12 protein-coding genes and 4 tRNA genes are annotated in these 17,795 nt (G+C 59.5%); 9 read left to right on the top strand and 7 right to left on the bottom strand.

Annotated features, from left to right (window positions below; all coding sequences use genetic code 11):
- Nucleotides 1-61: 61 nt before the first annotated feature.
- Both MRS74_RS14045 and MRS74_RS14040 read left to right on the top strand, forming a co-directional pair.
- Nucleotides 62-1,744 (top strand): nitrite/sulfite reductase, encoded by a 1,683-nt coding sequence (locus tag MRS74_RS14045; protein WP_254580907.1) that lies wholly within the window; start codon nt 62-64, stop codon nt 1,742-1,744.
- A complete protein-coding gene (locus MRS74_RS14040; RefSeq protein WP_254580906.1) occupies nt 1,741-2,244 on the top strand; it encodes a DUF934 domain-containing protein in 504 nt (167 codons plus the stop codon). Before MRS74_RS14045 ends, MRS74_RS14040 begins: the two co-directional genes overlap by 4 nt.
- A 51-nt stretch (nt 2,245-2,295) precedes the next feature.
- Here the strand turns inward: MRS74_RS14040 and MRS74_RS14035 are convergent, their stop codons facing one another.
- Together MRS74_RS14035 and MRS74_RS14030 are read right to left on the bottom strand one after the other, a co-directional pair.
- On the bottom strand, nt 2,296-2,649 hold the full coding sequence (locus MRS74_RS14035; RefSeq protein WP_254580905.1) for a hypothetical protein: 354 nt from the start codon (nt 2,647-2,649) through the stop codon (nt 2,296-2,298).
- Between the two features lie 238 nt (nt 2,650-2,887).
- Nucleotides 2,888-2,974, bottom strand: a tRNA-Leu gene (locus tag MRS74_RS14030).
- Nucleotides 2,975-3,098: 124 nt separating this feature from the next.
- Between MRS74_RS14030 and queA the strand changes: the two genes are divergently transcribed.
- The 6 genes from queA to rnr all read left to right on the top strand — a co-directional run bounded on the left by queA (nt 3,099) and on the right by rnr (nt 11,321).
- The gene (gene queA, locus MRS74_RS14025; RefSeq protein WP_254580904.1) at nt 3,099-4,145 is read left to right on the top strand and encodes a tRNA preQ1(34) S-adenosylmethionine ribosyltransferase-isomerase QueA; all 1,047 of its coding nucleotides are present in this window, start codon (nt 3,099-3,101) and stop codon (nt 4,143-4,145) included.
- A 14-nt stretch (nt 4,146-4,159) separates the two neighbouring features.
- Nucleotides 4,160-5,281 carry a tRNA guanosine(34) transglycosylase Tgt gene (tgt, locus tag MRS74_RS14020; protein ID WP_254580903.1) on the top strand — a complete coding sequence of 374 codons (1,122 nt, stop codon included), beginning with the start codon at nt 4,160-4,162 and terminating at the stop codon, nt 5,279-5,281.
- 36 nt (nt 5,282-5,317) lie between these two features.
- Nucleotides 5,318-5,650 (top strand): preprotein translocase subunit YajC, encoded by a 333-nt coding sequence (gene yajC / locus MRS74_RS14015; RefSeq protein ID WP_254580902.1) that lies wholly within the window; start codon nt 5,318-5,320, stop codon nt 5,648-5,650.
- 117 nt (nt 5,651-5,767) lie between these two features.
- Nucleotides 5,768-7,621 (top strand): protein translocase subunit SecD, encoded by a 1,854-nt coding sequence (secD, locus tag MRS74_RS14010; protein ID WP_254580901.1) that lies wholly within the window; start codon nt 5,768-5,770, stop codon nt 7,619-7,621.
- 10 nt (nt 7,622-7,631) lie between these two features.
- A complete protein-coding gene (secF, locus tag MRS74_RS14005; RefSeq protein WP_254580900.1) occupies nt 7,632-8,555 on the top strand; it encodes a protein translocase subunit SecF in 924 nt (307 codons plus the stop codon).
- A gap of 297 nt (nt 8,556-8,852) precedes the next feature.
- On the top strand, nt 8,853-11,321 hold the full coding sequence (gene rnr, locus MRS74_RS14000; RefSeq protein ID WP_254580899.1) for a ribonuclease R: 2,469 nt from the start codon (nt 8,853-8,855) through the stop codon (nt 11,319-11,321).
- Between the two features lie 279 nt (nt 11,322-11,600).
- On the opposite strand, the gene MRS74_RS13995 is transcribed toward rnr, so the two are convergent.
- Nucleotides 11,601-12,953, bottom strand: a complete 1,353-nt coding sequence (locus MRS74_RS13995; RefSeq protein ID WP_254580898.1) for a bifunctional DedA family/phosphatase PAP2 family protein — start codon at nt 12,951-12,953, stop codon at nt 11,601-11,603.
- 311 nt (nt 12,954-13,264) lie between these two features.
- Here MRS74_RS13995 and serB point away from each other — a divergent pair, with 311 nt between their 5' ends.
- The gene (gene serB, locus MRS74_RS13990; RefSeq protein ID WP_254580897.1) at nt 13,265-14,503 is read left to right on the top strand and encodes a phosphoserine phosphatase SerB; all 1,239 of its coding nucleotides are present in this window, start codon (nt 13,265-13,267) and stop codon (nt 14,501-14,503) included.
- 300 nt (nt 14,504-14,803) lie between these two features.
- Here serB and MRS74_RS13985 read toward each other — a convergent pair whose 3' ends face one another.
- From MRS74_RS13985 to MRS74_RS13970, 4 genes are all read right to left on the bottom strand, one after another.
- The gene (locus MRS74_RS13985) at nt 14,804-16,939 is read right to left on the bottom strand and encodes an EAL domain-containing protein (protein WP_254580896.1); all 2,136 of its coding nucleotides are present in this window, start codon (nt 16,937-16,939) and stop codon (nt 14,804-14,806) included.
- 260 nt (nt 16,940-17,199) lie between these two features.
- A tRNA-Gln gene (locus tag MRS74_RS13980) sits at nt 17,200-17,274 on the bottom strand.
- 202 nt (nt 17,275-17,476) lie between these two features.
- Nucleotides 17,477-17,553 (bottom strand) — tRNA-Met (locus MRS74_RS13975).
- Between the two features lie 4 nt (nt 17,554-17,557).
- Nucleotides 17,558-17,632, bottom strand: a tRNA-Gln gene (locus tag MRS74_RS13970).
- Nucleotides 17,633-17,795: the final 163 nt, after the last annotated feature.

Here is a 17,795-nt window from a genome sequence, read left to right as displayed (position 1 = left end):
CTGCGGTATCGGTTTCATTAGTCTGGGCGCCTTTCCACGAGAAAAATCAGGAGCGGACAGAATGTACCGATACGATGAGTACGACCGCGCATTGGTCCAGGCACGGGTCGAGCAGTTCCGCGACCAGGTCGCCCGGCGTATCAGTGGCGAGCTGAGCGAAGACGAATTCCTGCCGCTGCGTTTGCAGAACGGCCTCTACCTGCAGCGTCATGCGTACATGCTGCGGGTCGCGATTCCCTATGGCACGCTGTCATCGGTACAACTGCGGACCCTGGCCCGGCTTGCCGAGGATTACGATCGCGGCTACGGTCATTTCACCACACGGCAGAATATCCAGTTTAATTGGATCGAGCTGGAACAGGTGCCTGATATTCTGCAGGTGCTGGCCGATTCCCAGATGCATGCGATTCAGACCTCTGGCAACTGCGTGCGCAATATTACGACTGAGGCCTTTGCCGGCGTTGCGGACGATGAGCTGCTGGATCCCCGTCCGCTGGCCGAGATCCTGCGGCAGTGGTCGACGGTCAATCCCGAGTTCCTTTATCTGCCGCGCAAGTTCAAGATCGCCATTTCGTCATCCGAGGTCGACCGTGCCGCGCTGCGCGCGCATGATATTGGGCTCTATCTCTACCGTGGCGAGAACGGTGAGATGCTATTGCGCGTGATGGTGGGAGGCGGACTCGGGCGCACACCAATACTCAATGAACTGGTCCGCGAGGGGCTGCCTTGGCAACACCTGCTGACCTATGTAGAGGCTGTACTGCGGGTCTATAACCGCTACGGGCGGCGGGACAACAAATACAAGGCGCGGATCAAGATACTGGTGAAGTCCCTGGGCGTCGAAGCCTTTGCGGCCGAGGTCGAGCGAGAGTGGGAACAGATCCGCGACAGCGCCGGCGAGCTGACCCAAGCGGAGTACGAACGGGTCGCCGAGGGGTTTGCGTCTCCGAACTACCAGAGGCTCGACGCACTGGATCCTGTATTCGGCGCCTGGCTGGCCCGGGATCCGGCGTTTGCCTGCTGGGCACAGACCAATACCCGGCCCCACAGGGTCTCTGGCTATACATCCGTCGTGCTGTCAACCAAGCCGACGGAGGGCTCCGCCCCGGGGGATCTGGTGGGAGTTCAAATGCACGCCGTCGCCGATCTGGCCGACCTTTATGGCTTCGGCGAGATCCGCGTGACGCACGAGCAGAACCTGGTGCTGCCGGATATCCGCAAGGGCGACCTCTACCTCGTCTGGAAGGCGCTCGAGGATATCGGCCTGGCGACGCCCAATGTCGGCCTGCTGACTGACGTGATTTCTTGCCCGGGCGGCGACTACTGCAGTCTGGCCAGTACTCGATCGCTGCCAGTGGCCAAGGCCATCCAGACCCGGTTCGACGATCTCGATTACCTGCACGATCTCGGCGAAATCAGTCTCAATATCTCCGGTTGCGTCAATGCCTGCGGGCACCATCATATCGGTAATATCGGCATCCTGGGCGTCGACCGTAAAGGTGAGGAGTATTTTCAGATCACAATCGGCGGAGCCCAGGGCAAGGACAGTGCAATCGGTAAGGTGATCGGACCCTCGGTCCGTGCCGAGGACGTGCCGGATGTGATCGATCGAGTGCTGACAACCTACCTGCAGTACCGCGAGGCTGAGGAAACCTTCGTGGATACGCTGAACCGCATCGGCCTGGGACCGTTCAAAGAAGGGGCTTACGGCCGGGACCAGGTGGCTCAAGAGGCAGGGGCATGAACAACTTGATCAAGATCGTTGATGGTGAGGCCAAGGTGGTCGATCGGGATCCGTGGGAAATTCAGGAGGATAGCGATGCCTCGGTGGCTGATAACAGGATTGTGCCTCTGGCACGTTGGCAGGTACTGACGGACAGCGCCAAGGTTAGGGCAGCGGTGCTGCTGTATCCAGATGACGATCCCGAGATCCTTGCGCCCTGGCTGGGGCAGATTGAACTCATTGCTCTGATGTTTCCGAGCTTTCGCGACGGGAGGGCATATACACAGGCCGTGCTACTGCGTTCGCGCCTTGGGTTCGAGGGAGAGCTTCGCGCGGTGGGTGACGTGTTGCGCGATCAGTTGGCGGCGATGCGCCACTGTGGATTCAGTTCTTTCGCGGTGCGTCATGACCGTTCTGCGGAGGACGCCCTGAAGGGGTTGCACAACTTCGATCAGATCTATGCACGTTCGGTTCTGAATCCCGAACCCTTGTTCAGGAGACGGTGCGCCGTACACGCATAGCTTAGAACTGGTGACATCCAAAGCCGGCAATCACCTTGCCGGCCCGCTTGATCATCCTGCATCGTCGGGGGGCGCTGATCCGGAGTCGCTGTCAGTGGTGAGCTCCTCCTGGATATAACGCTGAACGTGACCCTGAATCTTGCGGCTGGTGATATATGCCCACAGACCCACCAGAGTGCCGGTTGCGACGCAAATAATACGCCCTTCGGGTATGAGCAGCATCAGCAGCAACGTTAGCGGAATAATAAACATTAAACCGTACTTGCCGCGTTTACCTACTTTCTCTATCAGCTGCTCGGCGTCGGCCCGGGTGGTGACGCCTGCGTCTGGCAGTTTCTGTCGTAGCGAGGCGTACTCGCGCTCGCGTCTTTTCTCTTGGCGTCCGAAGGGGTCTTTGAAGTTCATCGGCTAGTCTCTGCGATTGTTGGTTTTGAGAGAGCCCGTTATCAACCCGGCTTGCAAATAGCTTCTCGCCGCGTAAGCAAGGTGTGGGTGTTTGGAGCACTTCTTCACCCACTCCGGCGTCTGTTGCAGCAACCCCATGTGCTGGTCCGTGACTGATAGGGGGTTTCCTGCCTGGCATCACGACGTTTACATCCGCCAGAAACGAAAAAAGCCTGCATTTCTGCAAGCTTCTTCAACATGGTACCAGTGGCCGGACTCGAACCGGCACGCTTTTAAGGGCGGGGGATTTTGAATCCCCTGTGTCTACCAATTTCACCACACTGGCACAGCGAGGGCATATTATAAGTAGCTTTGTCGGCGGGTCAATCGCCATGAGTCAAAACGACTGAAAAAAACTTCCGCATCCGTTACAATCCGCTCCCTTTCCACAAATGTCCGTTCGAGCTGTGATGCAGGTTAAAGACTTTAGTTTTGAATTGCCCGACGAGCTGATCGCGCGCTTCCCGCTGGAGCGGCGTTCAGCCAGCCGCCTGCTGTGTCTGGAGGGCGATAGCGGTGCCATTGAGCACCGTGCCTTCAGCGATATTCTGACGCTGCTCAACCCTGGGGATCTGCTGGTATTTAATGATACCCGCGTGATTCCGGCGCGGCTGTTTGGCGAGAAGGCCAGTGGTGGCAAGGTTGAAGTGCTGATAGAGCGGGTGCTGGATGCACGTCAGGCGCTGGCCCATGTGCGCGCCAGCCGGGCGCCCAAGCCTGGCACCGAGTTGCTGCTTGAAGGCGCCGTGCGTGCCGAGGTGACCGGTCGGCGGGGCAACCTGTTCGAACTGAGCTTCGATATTGACCGCCATCTGGTTGAAGTGCTGGAAGAGTTCGGTCATATGCCGCTGCCGCCCTATATGAAGCGGGATGACCAGCAGTCGGATCGCGAGCGCTATCAGACGGTGTATAACCGCAATCCGGGTGCGGTGGCCGCGCCCACAGCGGGGCTGCATTTTGACAATGAGCTGCTGGCACAGCTTGAAGCCCGCGGCGTGCAGCAGGCGTTTGTGACCCTGCACGTCGGCGCCGGCACCTTTCAGCCGGTGAAGGTTGAGCAGGTGCAGGATCACCAGATGCACGCCGAATTTATCGAGGTCAGCGAGGCGGTGTGCCAGGCGGTGCGTGACACCCGCGCCCGTGGCGGTCGCGTGGTGGCGGTGGGGACCACCAGCGTGCGCTGTCTGGAGACGGCCAGTCGCAGTGGCGAGATCGCGCCTTACAGCGGCGATACCGATATTTTCATCTACCCGGGGTATGAGTACCGCACGGTGGATGCCCTGATTACCAATTTTCACCTGCCTGAATCAACGCTGCTGATGCTGGTGAGCGCCTTTGCGGGCTACGACGGCATCATGCAGGCGTACCGCGAGGCGGTGGCCGAGCGCTACCGTTTTTTCAGTTACGGGGATGCGATGTTTCTGACGCGCCGTGGCGCGGCTTTGGAGGATAAGTGAGCAGAAGCTGTTTTATGAATTACGAGCGCCTGGCCGTTGATGGCAAGGCGCGCCGCGGTCGGTTGACCTTCCCCCGCGGCACGGTGGAAACGCCTGCCTTTATGCCGGTGGGCACCTACGGTACCGTCAAGGGCATGCTACCGCGGGATATCGAGGCCACAGGGGCACAGATGATCCTGGGCAATACCTTCCATCTGATGCTGCGCCCGGGCACCGAGATTATTCGGCAGCACGGCGATCTGCATGACTTCATGCAGTGGAAGGGCCCGATCCTGACCGATTCCGGCGGCTTCCAGGTCTTCAGCCTCGGTGCCATGCGCAAGATTACGGAAGAGGGCGTGGCCTTCCAGTCGCCGGTGGACGGCTCCAAGGTGTTTATCGATCCCGAGCGTTCGATGCAGGTGCAGCGGGATCTGGGCTCCGATGTGGTGATGATCTTCGATGAATGCACGCCTCATCCTGCCACCGAGGCCGAAGCGGCCACGTCGATGCGTCTGTCGCTGCGCTGGGCCGCACGCTCCAAGACCGCCCACGGCGACAGTCCGTCGGCGCTCTTTGGCATAGTGCAGGGCGGCATGTACGAGTCGCTGCGCGATGAGTCCCTGGCGGGTCTGACCGAAATCGGCTTCGATGGCTATGCCATTGGCGGCCTGTCGGTGGGCGAACCCAAGGAAGACATGATGCGGGTGCTGGATCATCTGGCCTGGAAAATGCCGGAAGACAAGCCGCGCTACCTCATGGGTGTGGGCAAGCCGGAAGATCTGGTGGAAGGCGTGCGCCGCGGCGTGGACATGTTCGACTGCGTCATGCCGACGCGCAATGCCCGCAACGGCTTCCTGTTTACCGGCAAGGGCGTGGTCAAGATTCGCAATTCGGCCAATAAGACGGATACGCGCGCGGTGGACGAGCAGTGCGACTGCTACACCTGTCAGAACTTCAGTCGTGCCTATCTGCATCATCTGGACAAGTGCAAGGAAATCCTGGGCGCGCAGCTCAATACCATCCATAACCTGCATTACTATCAGGTGTTGATGGCCGGTTTGCGTGCCGCTATCGAACAGGGTAAATTGAGCGCCTTTGTGGATGAGTTTTATGCTGAGCGAGGCCTTGAAACGCCGCTGCTTGCCTCCATATAAATCACAGCATTTCAACGTTCTAAGGAGTAAAGCTAGATGAGCTTTCTGATTTCTTCAGCCCAGGCGGCAGAGGCCGGCGTCGGCGGTATGGATCCAGGCATTTTCAACATTCTGTTTCTGGTCGGCTTTGGTCTGATTTTTTACTTCTTCATGTGGCGTCCGCAGGCCAAGCGTGCAAAAGACCATAAAACCCTGATCGGCAATCTGGCCAAGGGTGATGAAGTGCTTACCGCTGGCGGCATCATCGGCAAGGTGGCCAAGGTCAGCGATGACTACGTGGTACTGGAAGTCTGCGAAGGCACTCAGCTGAGCTTCCAGAAAGCCCACGTGGCGGCGGCACTGCCCAAGGGCACGATTAAAAATATCTAATGCCTGCCTGACGGAAAACGCCACTGCTTCAGTGGCGTTTTTATTTAACCACCGGATGTATTGCATGCCGCGCAGCGCTGCTGGCGCAGGCGCGGTGCTGAACGAACAGGGCGACCTATGCTCAATCGCTACCCTCTGTGGAAAAACCTGCTGATTCTGCTGCTGCTGGCATTGGGCCTGTTGTATGCGGCGCCCAATCTGTACCCCGATGATTATGCCATCCAGTTGTCGGGCACGCGCGAAGCCTATCACGTGGATGAGCCGCTGCTGGAACGTATCACCACGGTGCTGGAGCGCGAAGGTATCAGTTCCAAGGGCACTGAAGTTGAAAATGGTAGCGGTTTGGTGCGTTTCGCCGATGGCGCAAGCCAGCTGCGGGCCAAGGCTGTTATTGCCGGGCTGCTGGGTGATCAGTATGTCGTGGCGATGAATCTGGCCCCCACCACGCCGGACTGGCTGAGCGCCCTGGGTGCGGGCCCGATGAAGCTGGGTCTGGATTTGCGTGGCGGCGTGCACTTCCTGCTGGAAGTCGACACGGTGCAGGCGGTGGCGCAGCGGCTTGATGTCTATGTCTCCGAGATCAAGACCAAGCTGCGACAGGAAAAGCTGCGTTACCGGCTGGTGGATCACCGCAGCGATGGCAGTCTTGAGGTCAAGTTTGCCGACGAGGCGATGCGTGATGAAGCTCGCAGTCTGCTGCGCAAGGATTACCCCGAATTCCTGTTGTCCGATGAAACCGTCGACGGCGCCTTTTTTGTCGTTATCAACCTGACCGAGCAGACGGTGCGCGATATCGAGGACTATGCCGTCAAGCAGAACCTCACTACCCTGCGCAACCGTGTCAACGAGCTGGGCGTGGCCGAGCCGCTGGTGCAGCGTCAGGGCCGCAACCGCATAGTGGTGCAGCTGCCGGGCGTGCAGGACGCGGCCGCGGCCAAGCGCATTATCGGCAAGACGGCGAATCTTGAATTCCGCCTCGAAGCGTCGCCCCAGGCGACCGGTGTCACCACCGAAACCTACGAGTTCCGCAGCCAGCCGGGCCGGGAAGCCACCATCGAGCGTGACATCATCATTACCGGCTCCAGCGTTGCCAATGCCCAGGCCGCCTTCGACGAGAACGGTCAGCCGCAGGTATCCATTACGCTGGATGCCAAGGGCGGTCAGATGATGGGGCGTGTCACGCGCAACGCCATTCAGCGTCGCATGGCGGTACTCTTTGTCGAGTACAAGAGCCGCACCCTGACCGAAACCGTGGATGGCGTGGCGCAGGAAAGGCGTATTCCCTACGTCGAGAAGAAGATCATTTCGCTGGCGACCATCCAGTCTGTGCTGGGCTCACAGTTCCGCATTACCGGGCTGGACAGCGCCACAGAATCGTCGGAACTGGCGCTGCTGTTGCGCGCAGGTGCCCTGGCGGCCCCGATCTACTTCGTCGAGGAACGCAGCATCGGGCCGAGTCTGGGGGCCGAGAATATAGCGCTGGGTGTGATGTCGGTGAAGATCGGCCTCGCGCTGGTGCTGGTCTTCATGGTGCTTTACTACCGTGTGTTCGGCATTCTGGCGAATATCGCCCTGTCGCTGAACCTGGTGCTGCTGGTGGCGGTCATGTCGCTGATGTCGGCCACGCTGACGCTGCCGGGTATTGCCGGTATCGTGCTGACAGTGGGCATGGCGGTGGATGCCAACGTGCTCATTTTCTCCCGTATACGGGAGGAACTGAATAACGGTGTGCCGGGGCAGTCTGCCATCAATGCCGGTTTCAGCCGCGCCTTCACCACCATTCTGGATGCCAACGTCACCACGCTGATCGCCGCGCTGATTCTGTTCGCGATGGGTACGGGGCCTGTGAAGGGCTTTGCGGTGACGCTGTCGGTGGGGATAGTGACCTCAATGTTCACGGCAATTGTGGTAACACGGGCGCTGGTGAATCTGACTTACGGCGGGCGCAAGCTCAACCGCTTGGCGCTCTGAGGAACAGGTTATGGCAAAGCAGAACAAAATCATCAACTTTATGGGACTGGGCAAGGCCGCATTCACGATTTCGGCCCTGCTGATCCTGATCTCGCTGGGATCCCTGGCCACCCAGGGGCTGAAATTCGGCCTCGACTTCACCGGCGGCAGCCTGGTGGAGGTGGGTTATCAGCAGGATGCCGATCTTGGCAAGATTCGCCAGCTGCTGGGTGAGGCGGGTTACGAGGATGTGATCGTGCAGAACTTCGGTGCCGCCACCGATGTACTGATTCGTATGGGTGAAGCCCATGATCCCAAGCTCGGTGACGCCGTACTGGCTGCGCTGCAGGCCGGCGAAACCCAGAAGCTGGAGCTGCGCCGTAACGAATATGTGGGGGCTCAGGTCGGCGAAGAACTGCGCGAGCAGGGTGGCCTGGGCATGCTCATGGCGCTGTTCATGATTATGCTGTATATCGCCTTTCGCTTTCAGTTCAAGTTCTCCGTGGGCTCGGTGCTGGCGCTGGCCCACGACGTCATCATCACTCTGGGCTTTTTCTCGGTGATGGGGATCGAGTTCGATCTGACAGTACTGGCGGCAGTGCTGGCGGTGATCGGTTACTCGCTCAACGATACCATTGTGGTATTCGACCGTATCCGCGAGAACTTCCGCCTGTTGCGCAAGGAAGACGCGGTCGAGGTGATCAATATCTCGCTGACGCAAACTCTCAGCCGTACCCTGATGACATCCTTTACCACCTTGCTGGTGGTACTGGCGCTGGCAATCTTCGGTGGCGAGACTATCCACGGTTTTGCGCTGGCGTTGCTGGTGGGCATCGGTGTGGGTACCTACTCGTCCATCTATGTGGCTGCCAACGTGATGCTGCTGATGGGTGTGAGCCGGGATGACCTGATACCGCCGCCCAAAGAAGACGACGTGATCGACGAGTTGCCGTGATAGACTCCCCGAGCCGACCTGAGAGTCGGCTCAATTTTTTGCTTGACCGGATCTTCGCAGTTCAGAGAACTGTACAGGGGAAGTGACAGGGCTGTGATGCCCCTCCTGTTGCCTGCGGGCAAAGACCGCGCCGACGCACTCTGCTGTCGGGTACAACCGGGTATTCAAGCGCACCGGGTACGTTCGTTCAGAACCATGCCGCTGCGCAGGGCTGTGGGCGCGGGCGCAACGTCGCAGGCGTCCCACTGCATTCGCATCTATTATGTTTCTGGGATCAAGGACCTAACTGGATTATTAATGACAAACGACTGGCTAAAACGTGACCCCCAGGCTCAGGCCGAAGCAGAAAAATATGGCAAGCCGGCGCCCAGCCGCGACTTCCTGCTGGAGTTCCTGCAGGAGTGGGGTGCGCCGATCAGCCACGGCCGCCTGTGCCGTGAACTGGGTATAGATGATGAAGACTGTGTTGAAGCGGTGTCCCGCCGCCTGAAGGCCATGTGCCGTGACGGCCAGCTGATGAGCAACCGTCGCAGCGAGTTCGGCATCATCAAGAAAATGGATCTTATCGCCGGCCGTGTTATCGGCCACCGCGATGGCTTTGGCTTTGTGACGCCGGACGCCAAAGGCGATGACCTGTTCATCAGCCCGCGTCAGATGCGCCAGGTATTCGACGGTGACCGTGTGCTGGTGCAGGAAGTCAGCATCGACTACCGCGGCCGCCGCGAAGGCAAGATTATAGAAGTGCTCGAGCGCGGTACCCGCACTCTGGTGGGGCGCTACAAGGTGCAGGGCGACCTGGGCTACCTGATTCCGGAAAACCAGCGCATCACCCAGCAGATCATGATCGCGGCGGATGCCAAGGGCAGCCCGCCGTTCCGTGATGGCCAGCTGGTCGTCGCCGAGCTGATGCAGCAGCCGGGCAAGCACGAGATTCCCCAGGCTCGCGTGGTCGAGGTGCTGGGCGATCACATGGCGCCGGGCATGGAAATCAAGGTGGCCATCCACAACTACGAAATTCCCGATGAATGGCCCGATGCGGTGCGCCAGGAAGTGGCCAGTCTGTCGGCTGAGGTGGAGGAATCCGCCAAGCTGAACCGTGTCGACCTGCGCCATCTGCCGCTGGTTACCATCGACGGTGAAGACGCCAAGGATTTCGACGACGCTGTCTATGCCGAGCGCAAGCGCACCGGCGGCTGGCGTCTGTGGGTCGCGATTGCCGATGTGTCCTGGTATGTTCGCCCCGGCACTGAGCTCGACAAGGAAGGTATCAGCCGCGGCAACTCGGTGTACTTCCCCGAGTTTGTGGTGCCCATGCTGCCCGAAGTGCTGTCCAATGGCCTCTGCTCGCTGAACCCCCATGTGGATCGCCTGGCCATGGTGTGCGAGATGACCATCAGCGCCAGCGGCAAGCTGTCGGGTTATCAGTTCTATGAAGCGGTGATTCAGTCCCATGCGCGCCTGACCTACAACAAGGTCGCCAGCATGCTGACCGAGCCGAAAAGCGCCCAGGGCAAGCAGCTGCGCGGTGAATACGCCGCCGTTGTACCGCATCTGGAAGACCTCTACAGCCTGTACTTCGGGCTGCGCAAGGCGCGGGATGTGCGTGGGGCCATCGACTTTGAAACCACCGAAACCCGTATTCTCTTCTCCACCGAACGCAAGATCGAGGAGATAGTGCCGGTCGTGCGCAACGATGCCCACAAGGTGATCGAAGAGTGCATGCTGTGCGCCAACGTGGCGACAGCGCGCTTTCTCGCCAAGCTCAAGGTGCCGGCGTTGTACCGTATCCACGAAGGCCCGAAAGAGCAGAAGCTGGTGAGCCTGCGTGCCTACCTCGGCGAGCTGGGTCTGTCGCTGGGTGGCGGCGAGAAGCCGGAGCCGTCCGACTACCAGAAGCTGGCGGCGCAGATCGAAAAACGCCCGGATCGTCTGGTCGTGCAGACCATGATGCTGCGCTCCATGCGCCAGGCCGTGTACAGCCCTGAAAATCTGGGGCACTTCGGTCTGGCTTATGCGGCTTACACCCACTTCACCTCGCCAATCCGTCGTTATCCGGATCTGCTGGTGCATCGGGCTATTCGTGCTGCCATTCATGCCGAGGGTGACCGCTCGCTGATGGATCGTCTCAAGTCGGCCTTCAGCAGCGGATCGTCCAAGACCATGCGTCGGCCGGATGGCTTCAAGTCCAATCCGCAGTTCCGCTATCGCTACACCGAAGAGCAGATGGTGCAGCTTGGCGAACACTGTTCCATGACCGAGCGTCGTGCCGACGATGCCACCCGCGATGTCATGTCCTGGCTCAAGTGCGAGTACATGCTGGATCAGGTGGGCGAGGAGCACGACGGCGTGATTACCGCCGTGACCGGCTTTGGCTGCTTTGTCGAGCTCAAGCAGGTGTACGTCGAAGGGCTGGTTCACATCACTGCGCTGCCATCCGACTACTATCACTTCGATGCCGCCAAGCAGCGTCTGGTGGGCGAGCGCATGCGCAAAACCTACAAGCTCGGCGACGCGGTACGGGTGAAGGTACTGCGGGTGGACCTGGATGAGCGCAAGATCGATTTCGAGCTGCTCGACAAGCCCGGCTCTGGCAAGACTAAAAGCACGCGTGAGCGTCTGGCCGAAGGCAAGCTGGACGATGGCCGTTCGGGTGCCAGGTCAGAAGGCGGCAATGCTGGAAATGCCGGTAACGGCGCCAGGCCCGCTGGCAAGAAGCCTGCCGGTAAAAGCCGGCGTCCGCGCTCGCGCAACCGTCGTCCGTCATAGCAGCCTGTCGGACTTAACGCTAATCTACTGCGGAAAAGCCAACTTCGGTCATTTTCCGCGCTCTTTTTCGTTAAATAGAATCACTATTCGTCTTAAAAGAGCTCAAAAACTGTCTCAAAGCGGACTTTCCCTCGCTACGATCGGTCAAGCCCGAAAGGCTGCTGGCGGCCGTGACGCACTGACAGTTTCCTGAAAAGGGGAACTGATCAACAAAACCGGGCTCCTGAGCCCGGTTTTGTTGTTTCTGGCGGGTAAGTTTTTCCCTGCCTTTTTGCTGCGTTATAACGCCAGGGCCTGGTAGTGCAGCAGTTGGGAATCGAGGCGCCACAACGCCAGTGCGCCCAGAAGGAACAGCAACCCGGCAATCAGCAGGCCGGCATCCCGTCCCGGTACCGGATGCAGTGCCCGCTGTGGTCGCAATAGCCAGAGTCGCAGTGCGGCGGCGGCCATCAGGCCTTCACACCAGGCGGCCATTACATCCAGAGGCCAGTGTGCCCCGACCATGATGCGCGAGATGCCGATCAGTACCGCCGGCAGCAGGGCGCTCAGGTAGCCCAGGCGGCGCCAGACCAGGCGATGGCCGGTTCCCAGCAGGATGGCGAGCATGGCAAAAAAGGCCGCGCTGGCACTGCTATGGCCGCTGGGGAAGCTGAAGCCCGAGATGATCGGACCCATCTCGGGGCGCGGCGCCTGAAAGAGCCATTTCAGGGTGCTGTTAAGTGCCACGCACAGCAACAGCAGGAACACGAAACGCCAGCCATCGCGGGAGTGCCTGAGCCCTTGCAGACTGGCGGCCAGCAGCAGTGCCGCCGGAATCAGGCTGCTGCTGTCGCCGAGCGCCGTGACAAAGACCCACGCAGGCCGGGCGTGCTCCGCGCTTTGCCAGAGCAGCTGCTGGATGTGCTGATTCCAGCCCTGGGCCACCCCCAGGTACTGCAGCAGGCAGAGAATCAGCAGCCCGCTGGCGGCGGCTGTGAACAGCAGCAGTGCCGCCAGGCGTTCCGGCTTCAGGCCCAGGCGCCTGGAGCCCCAGCGCGCCAGTGGCTGATCGGGCTGCAGGTGCTGATGCAGTATCGTTGCCACCAGTACCAGAATCACCAGCCCCAGCGCCGGGTAGAACAGTGCCTGCCAGTGCCCGAGCAGCGCCTCGGCGGACTGGCCGACCCAGTAACCCGGCAGTATGTTGGCCGGTGCCCAGAGCGCAGCCGAGAGGATATTAACGCCGAAAAAGCGCGCTACGGGCATTTCAAAGGTGCCGGCCACAAAGGGTATAACGGGGCGGATCGGGCCTATAAATCGCCCTGCGAGGATGCTGAGGGCGCCGTAGCGCCTGAAAAAGCTGGCGCCGCGCTGGTGCCAGGCCGGGTAGGCGTTGAAGGGCCAGCGGTGCTGCAGCCAGGGATTGGCGTAGCGCCCCAGATAATAACTCAGACCGTCGCCGGCCACAGCGCCGGCAAAGGCGCTGAACAGCAGCGGCAGCAGCGCAATCTGCTGCTCGCCTGCGACCAGGGAAATGGCAAACAGCAGCGCGATACCCGGCACCAGGATACCGATAAAGGCGAGGGATTCGCACATGGCAATAGCGCCGATAAGCAGCAGAATAGAGGGCTGCGAGAGCTGTGCCAGATCCATAGTCTTGATTCCTGAATGGCCGGCACGGACCGGCGGGCAAGCGAAAGCGATGTCGCTGATGGGTAAATCGGGGGCGCCTTGTTATAATCCGCCGATAGTATCCTGTGGCTGCTGCGTCTGTGAAGGCGTACTAGCAGTCTGTCGGACTTAACGCTAACCTACTGCGGAAAAGCCGCCTTTGGCCATTTTCCGCGCTCTTTTTTGTTAAATAGAACCACTATTCGTCTCAAAAGAGCTCAAAAACTGCCTCAAAGCGGACTTTCCCTCGCTACGATCGGTCAAGTCCGACAGGCTCCTAGATGGAATCATTCGTGAAAGAGATTATCCTGCTAACCGTTTCCGGCACCGACAAGCCGGGCGTGACCTCCGCAATCAGTGCCATTCTGGCGCAGTACAACATCAACATTCTCGATATCGGTCAGGCAGTGATTCACAACACCCTGTCGCTCGGCATTCTGGTGGAAGTGCCCGCCGCGGCCGAGTCCTCCGGCGTGCTGCGGGATCTGCTGTTCAAGGCCCACGAGCTGCAGATGACCGTGCGCTTTGAACCGGTGGACGAGAGCGCCTATGAATCCTGGGTCGGAGTGCAGGGCAAGTCACGTCATATCATTACCCTGCTGGCCCGGCGCATTACCGCGGGCCATATCGCCAAGGTCACCGAAATCGCCGCACGGCACGATCTGAATATCGACAATATCAGCCGCCTGTCCGGGCGTGTATCGCTGAACGCGCCGCCGGGGGCGGGGGATCGTACCAAGGCCTGTGTCGAGTTCTCGGTGCGGGGTGTGCCGGCGGACAACGCTGCGCTGCGTGAAGAGTTCCTCAAGACCGCCAGCGACCTGGATGTGGATATCGCCTTTCAGGAAGACAATATCTATCGTCGCAACCGTCGCCTGGTGGTGTTCGATATGGACTCCACCCTGATCGAGGCTGAGGTAATCGACGAGCTGGCCAAGGAAGCGGGCGTCGGTGATCAGGTGATTGCGATTACTGAAGCGGCCATGCGGGGCGAGCTGGACTTTGATGAGAGTTTCCGTCGTCGTGTGGCCTTGCTCAAGGGGCTTGATGCTTCGGTACTGCAGCGTATCGCCGAGAACCTGCCGTTGACCGAAGGTGTGGAAGAGCTGGTATCCAACCTGCGGGCGCTGGGCTTCAAAACGGCGATTCTGTCCGGTGGCTTCAATTACTTTGGGCGTTACCTGCAGCAGAAGCTGGGTTTTGACTATGTGTACGCCAACGAGCTGGATATCGTTGATGGCAAGGTCACCGGCGAAGTGAAGGGCGACATCGTCAACGGTCAGCGCAAGGCGGAACTGCTGCGGGAAATAGCCGCCCGTGAGGGTGTGCGTCTGGAGCAGACGATTGCGGTGGGAGATGGCGCCAACGATCTGCCGATGCTGTCCATTGCCGGGCTCGGCATTGCGTTTCGCGCCAAGCCGCTGGTACGCCAGAGTGCCAAGCAGGCAATTTCCACCCTGGGGCTGGATGGTATTCTGTACCTGATCGGCTTTCGGGATCGCGACACCCTGGTGACTGACGAAAACGGCTGATTAGCAAGGTTAAAAAACAGAGCCCGCTGCAATGGCGGGCTCTGGTTCTTGGGGGCGGCGTGCTGCTTTGAATCGCCAGAGTACGTCCTGGCAGCCTGTCGGACTTAACACTGATCTACTCGGCTCGGGCATCCTGCTTCGCCCTACCTCCTGCATCCATGCAGTCGTGCGGAAACGCCGATTTTGGCCACTTTTCGCACTCTTTTTCGTTAAATAGAACCACTATTCGCCTTAAAAGAGCCCAAAAACTGACTCAAAACGGACTTTCCCTCGCTACGATCGGTCAAGTCCGACAGGCTGCTAGTGCTCGAAAAAATCGTAGTCCATGCGTTCGCGTGGCGGCTGCAGATAATAGCCCTGAATCAGATTGACCCCGGATTTCCACAGCTTGCTCATCACCTTGGTGCTCTCGACCAGCGGCGCTATGGTTATGCGGCGGTTACCGTTGAGTTGCTCCACCATGCGGTTGAAGCTTTTATCCAGCGAGTTGCTGTTGGCCAGGTCCTGCACGTAGGAGCCGTCGATCTTGATGTAGTCGGCGGCGATGGCCTTGGCCACTTCACGGTAGCTGGTCGAGGTGCCGAAATGCTTGATGCAGATGCGACAGTGCAGTTCCTTGACGGCGCGGGTGAACTCAATCGCTGTCGGCAGTTGTGACGAGATATCGGTTTCGCTGAGCTGGAAAACGATGCGATCCGCCGGCAGTCGGAATTCGCGCAATATATCCGACAGCCAGGGCACCAGGTCCTTGTCCTTCAGGGTGCTGCCGGTAATGGTGATAAAGAGCCGGTTGCGGTGGCCCTTTTCAAGTTCCGTGCGCAGCTGCTGCAGGCTTTCCCGGATGACCCAGCGGTCCATGGTGATGCTGAGGTCAGCATGATCGACCGTGGCCAGAAAGATGTTGGGGGATATCTCCCGGTTCTCCGGATCCAGCAGGCGCAGCAGTACCTCGTAGTGGTTGGCATCGGTTTCCTGGTGCAAGGCCACAACCGGCTGATAGAGCAGGCGAAAGCGCTGGTCCTTGACGGCATCGCGCAGCATGCGCACGGTCTTGGAGTCACTCGGCTTGACCTGGGTTTCAACCGTGTAGAGCTTGACGCCATTGCCGCCGCTCTGGCGGTTGCGCAGGCTTTCCGATGCCATGCGGGCGCGGGCCACGACTTCGTCGGGCCGGGGTGAGTTATCGTTGATGGTGGTGACGCCGATGGAGCAGGTCACGTGCAGCAGGGTGTCGTTGACGCTGGTGGTGCTGTCGGCGATGGCACTGCACAGCTTGCGCGCCAGGCGCACTGACTTGTCGGGGCTGGGGTCGCGAAAGATGACCACGAAGATGTCATCACTGGGACGCGCAATCAGATGGGCCTGGTTGATGTGCAGGCGCAGTATGTCGGCAATGTCCCGTGCCACCTGATCGCAGCCTTCAAAGCCAATCTCAGAGCGTATAATGCTGTACTGGTCCACGCTGATATACAGCAGGTTGCAGTCGTAGCCGCCATCCAGGGCGCTCTGTATGGCGTCCTCCAGGCTTTGTTCCAGAAACTGGCGATTGTACAGGCCGGTGACCAACTCTTGCTGCGCCGCCTGCTGCAGTTCGCGGAACTGGCGGTCCGGGCGGATGGTGAGCTGCACGCAGGGGCGGTCGTTATAGCGCGCCTCCTGCATTTCGAGATTGGCGACGAAGTTGCTGCCGTCGGCGCGCTCCGCCGACAGTTGCATCAGCATGTCCTTGCGCCGGGCATCCTTGAACGCGCGCAGCTGCTCGGTCAATTCATCGCGATCCTCCGCAATCATCAGCTGCTCGAAGGGCTGGTTGATCAGCGGGCGTTCGTCGTTATAGCCAAACAGGTGGCAGAAACAGGGGTTGGCATACATGATGCGTTCGCCATCGAGACAGACGATACCGTTGCTGGAGACGTCCATCAGCTGCTGGCAGCGCCGTTCGGCATCGCTGAGCCTGGCTTCGGCCATGTGCAGGCTGCGGCGGTGCTCAAGGCTGCTGAGCTCTTGCTGCAGGCTCAGCAGCAGCAGCTCGGTATCCTGCTTGCTGACAACGGCGCGCATGCCGTCCTTGAGTCCCTTGGCCATGCGGGAGCAGTCCAGCTCATCCATCAGCTGTATCACCGGAATGTCCTTGTCCAGCCGCAGCAGGTGATGCAGCACGCGGTTGTTTTTCAGTTCGCCTTCGTTGGGCGAGCAGATAATCAGATCCCAGGAGCGCTCGCTCAGGGCGCCAAGAAAGTCCTTTTCGTTTTCAATCTGGCGTCCGCGCGGGGCTATGCGGGCTGCACGCAGCAGATTGATGACGGGGTCGGTCTCGCTGGGCCCCAGACCGAGAAAAAGTATGTGTACATTCTTGCGCAGCCGGTGCGGGTCACGGGCGACCAGGGAAGGGTCTGAAGGGATGTTAGTGGTATTTGCAGCGGTTGAGTCTGACATGGGGGTACCAATTGCCATCGATCCGTATGGGCGCACTGTGCAGCAAGTGTAGCTGTTTTGCCCGGGGCTGTCAGTGACGGGGCTCTATGAGCGCGCTGCTATCGGGGGCCGAGTGTAAGTGTGCCAAGGTTGCGGGCGCTTTGCCTGATATTTAGGTGGCTGCGCAGGCAGAAGCTAAAGTTGAATCGAGTAGCGGGCGTGATACGCAGGCTTGGGTTTTTAGAAACGGGGTGATGCGTATAAGAGGACTTCGAAGAGAGTGGCTGGGGTAGGAGGATTCGAACCTCCGCATGCTGGAATCAGAATCCAGTGCCTTACCGCTTGGCGATACCCCAATACCTGAAGAGTGAGCCCGAGGGCGACTCCTGATGCGCATCTTGCATGCGCAGTCTTGCACGTGAAACTCTGTGGCAATCACAGCCGGGACTTCATTCCCTTTATTTTCAGATCGATTTTTAGTCGATCAGAAGATGGTGGCCACTACAGCCGGGACTTCATTCCCTTTATTTTCAGATCGATTTTTAGTCGATCAGAAAATGGTGGCAATGGCGGGACTCGAACCTGCGACCCACGCATTATGAATGCGTTGCTCTAACCAACTGAGCTACATTGCCACTGTGGCAGGGGTAGGAGGATTCGAACCTCCGCGTGACAGGATCAAAACCTGTTGCCTTACCGCTTGGCTATACCCCTACAGCCTCGACGTCTAATCTGTGACCTCCCCTGGAGGAGATCTCCATTTGCCAATACCGCAGTATCGAAAATGGTGGCCATAATGGCCGGGATTCTCAATCCATCGAGAATGGTGGCAATGGCGGGACTCGAACCTGCGACCCACGCATTATGAATGCGTTGC

This window comes from Marinobacterium sedimentorum (genome assembly GCF_024267675.1).
GTDB classification, from domain to species: Bacteria; Pseudomonadota; Gammaproteobacteria; order Pseudomonadales; family Balneatricaceae; genus Marinobacterium_A; species Marinobacterium_A sedimentorum.
This window is presented reverse-complemented; position numbering and strand designations above follow the sequence as displayed.

What these genes read in the sequence shown, in the direction of transcription:
- MRS74_RS14045 (WP_254580907.1), top strand. Translation starts at nt 62, where the DNA reads ATGTACCGATACGATGAGTACGACCGCGCATTGGTCCAGGCACGGGTC.
- MRS74_RS14040 (WP_254580906.1), top strand. Translation starts at nt 1,741, where the DNA reads ATGAACAACTTGATCAAGATCGTTGATGGTGAGGCCAAGGTGGTCGAT.
- MRS74_RS14035 (WP_254580905.1), bottom strand. Translation starts at nt 2,649, where the DNA reads ATGAACTTCAAAGACCCCTTCGGACGCCAAGAGAAAAGACGCGAGCGC.
- queA (WP_254580904.1), top strand. Translation starts at nt 3,099, where the DNA reads ATGCAGGTTAAAGACTTTAGTTTTGAATTGCCCGACGAGCTGATCGCG.
- tgt (WP_254580903.1), top strand. Translation starts at nt 4,160, where the DNA reads ATGAATTACGAGCGCCTGGCCGTTGATGGCAAGGCGCGCCGCGGTCGG.
- yajC (WP_254580902.1), top strand. Translation starts at nt 5,318, where the DNA reads ATGAGCTTTCTGATTTCTTCAGCCCAGGCGGCAGAGGCCGGCGTCGGC.
- secD (WP_254580901.1), top strand. Translation starts at nt 5,768, where the DNA reads ATGCTCAATCGCTACCCTCTGTGGAAAAACCTGCTGATTCTGCTGCTG.
- secF (WP_254580900.1), top strand. Translation starts at nt 7,632, where the DNA reads ATGGCAAAGCAGAACAAAATCATCAACTTTATGGGACTGGGCAAGGCC.
- rnr (WP_254580899.1), top strand. Translation starts at nt 8,853, where the DNA reads ATGACAAACGACTGGCTAAAACGTGACCCCCAGGCTCAGGCCGAAGCA.
- MRS74_RS13995 (WP_254580898.1), bottom strand. Translation starts at nt 12,953, where the DNA reads ATGGATCTGGCACAGCTCTCGCAGCCCTCTATTCTGCTGCTTATCGGC.
- MRS74_RS13985 (WP_254580896.1), bottom strand. Translation starts at nt 16,939, where the DNA reads ATGTCAGACTCAACCGCTGCAAATACCACTAACATCCCTTCAGACCCT.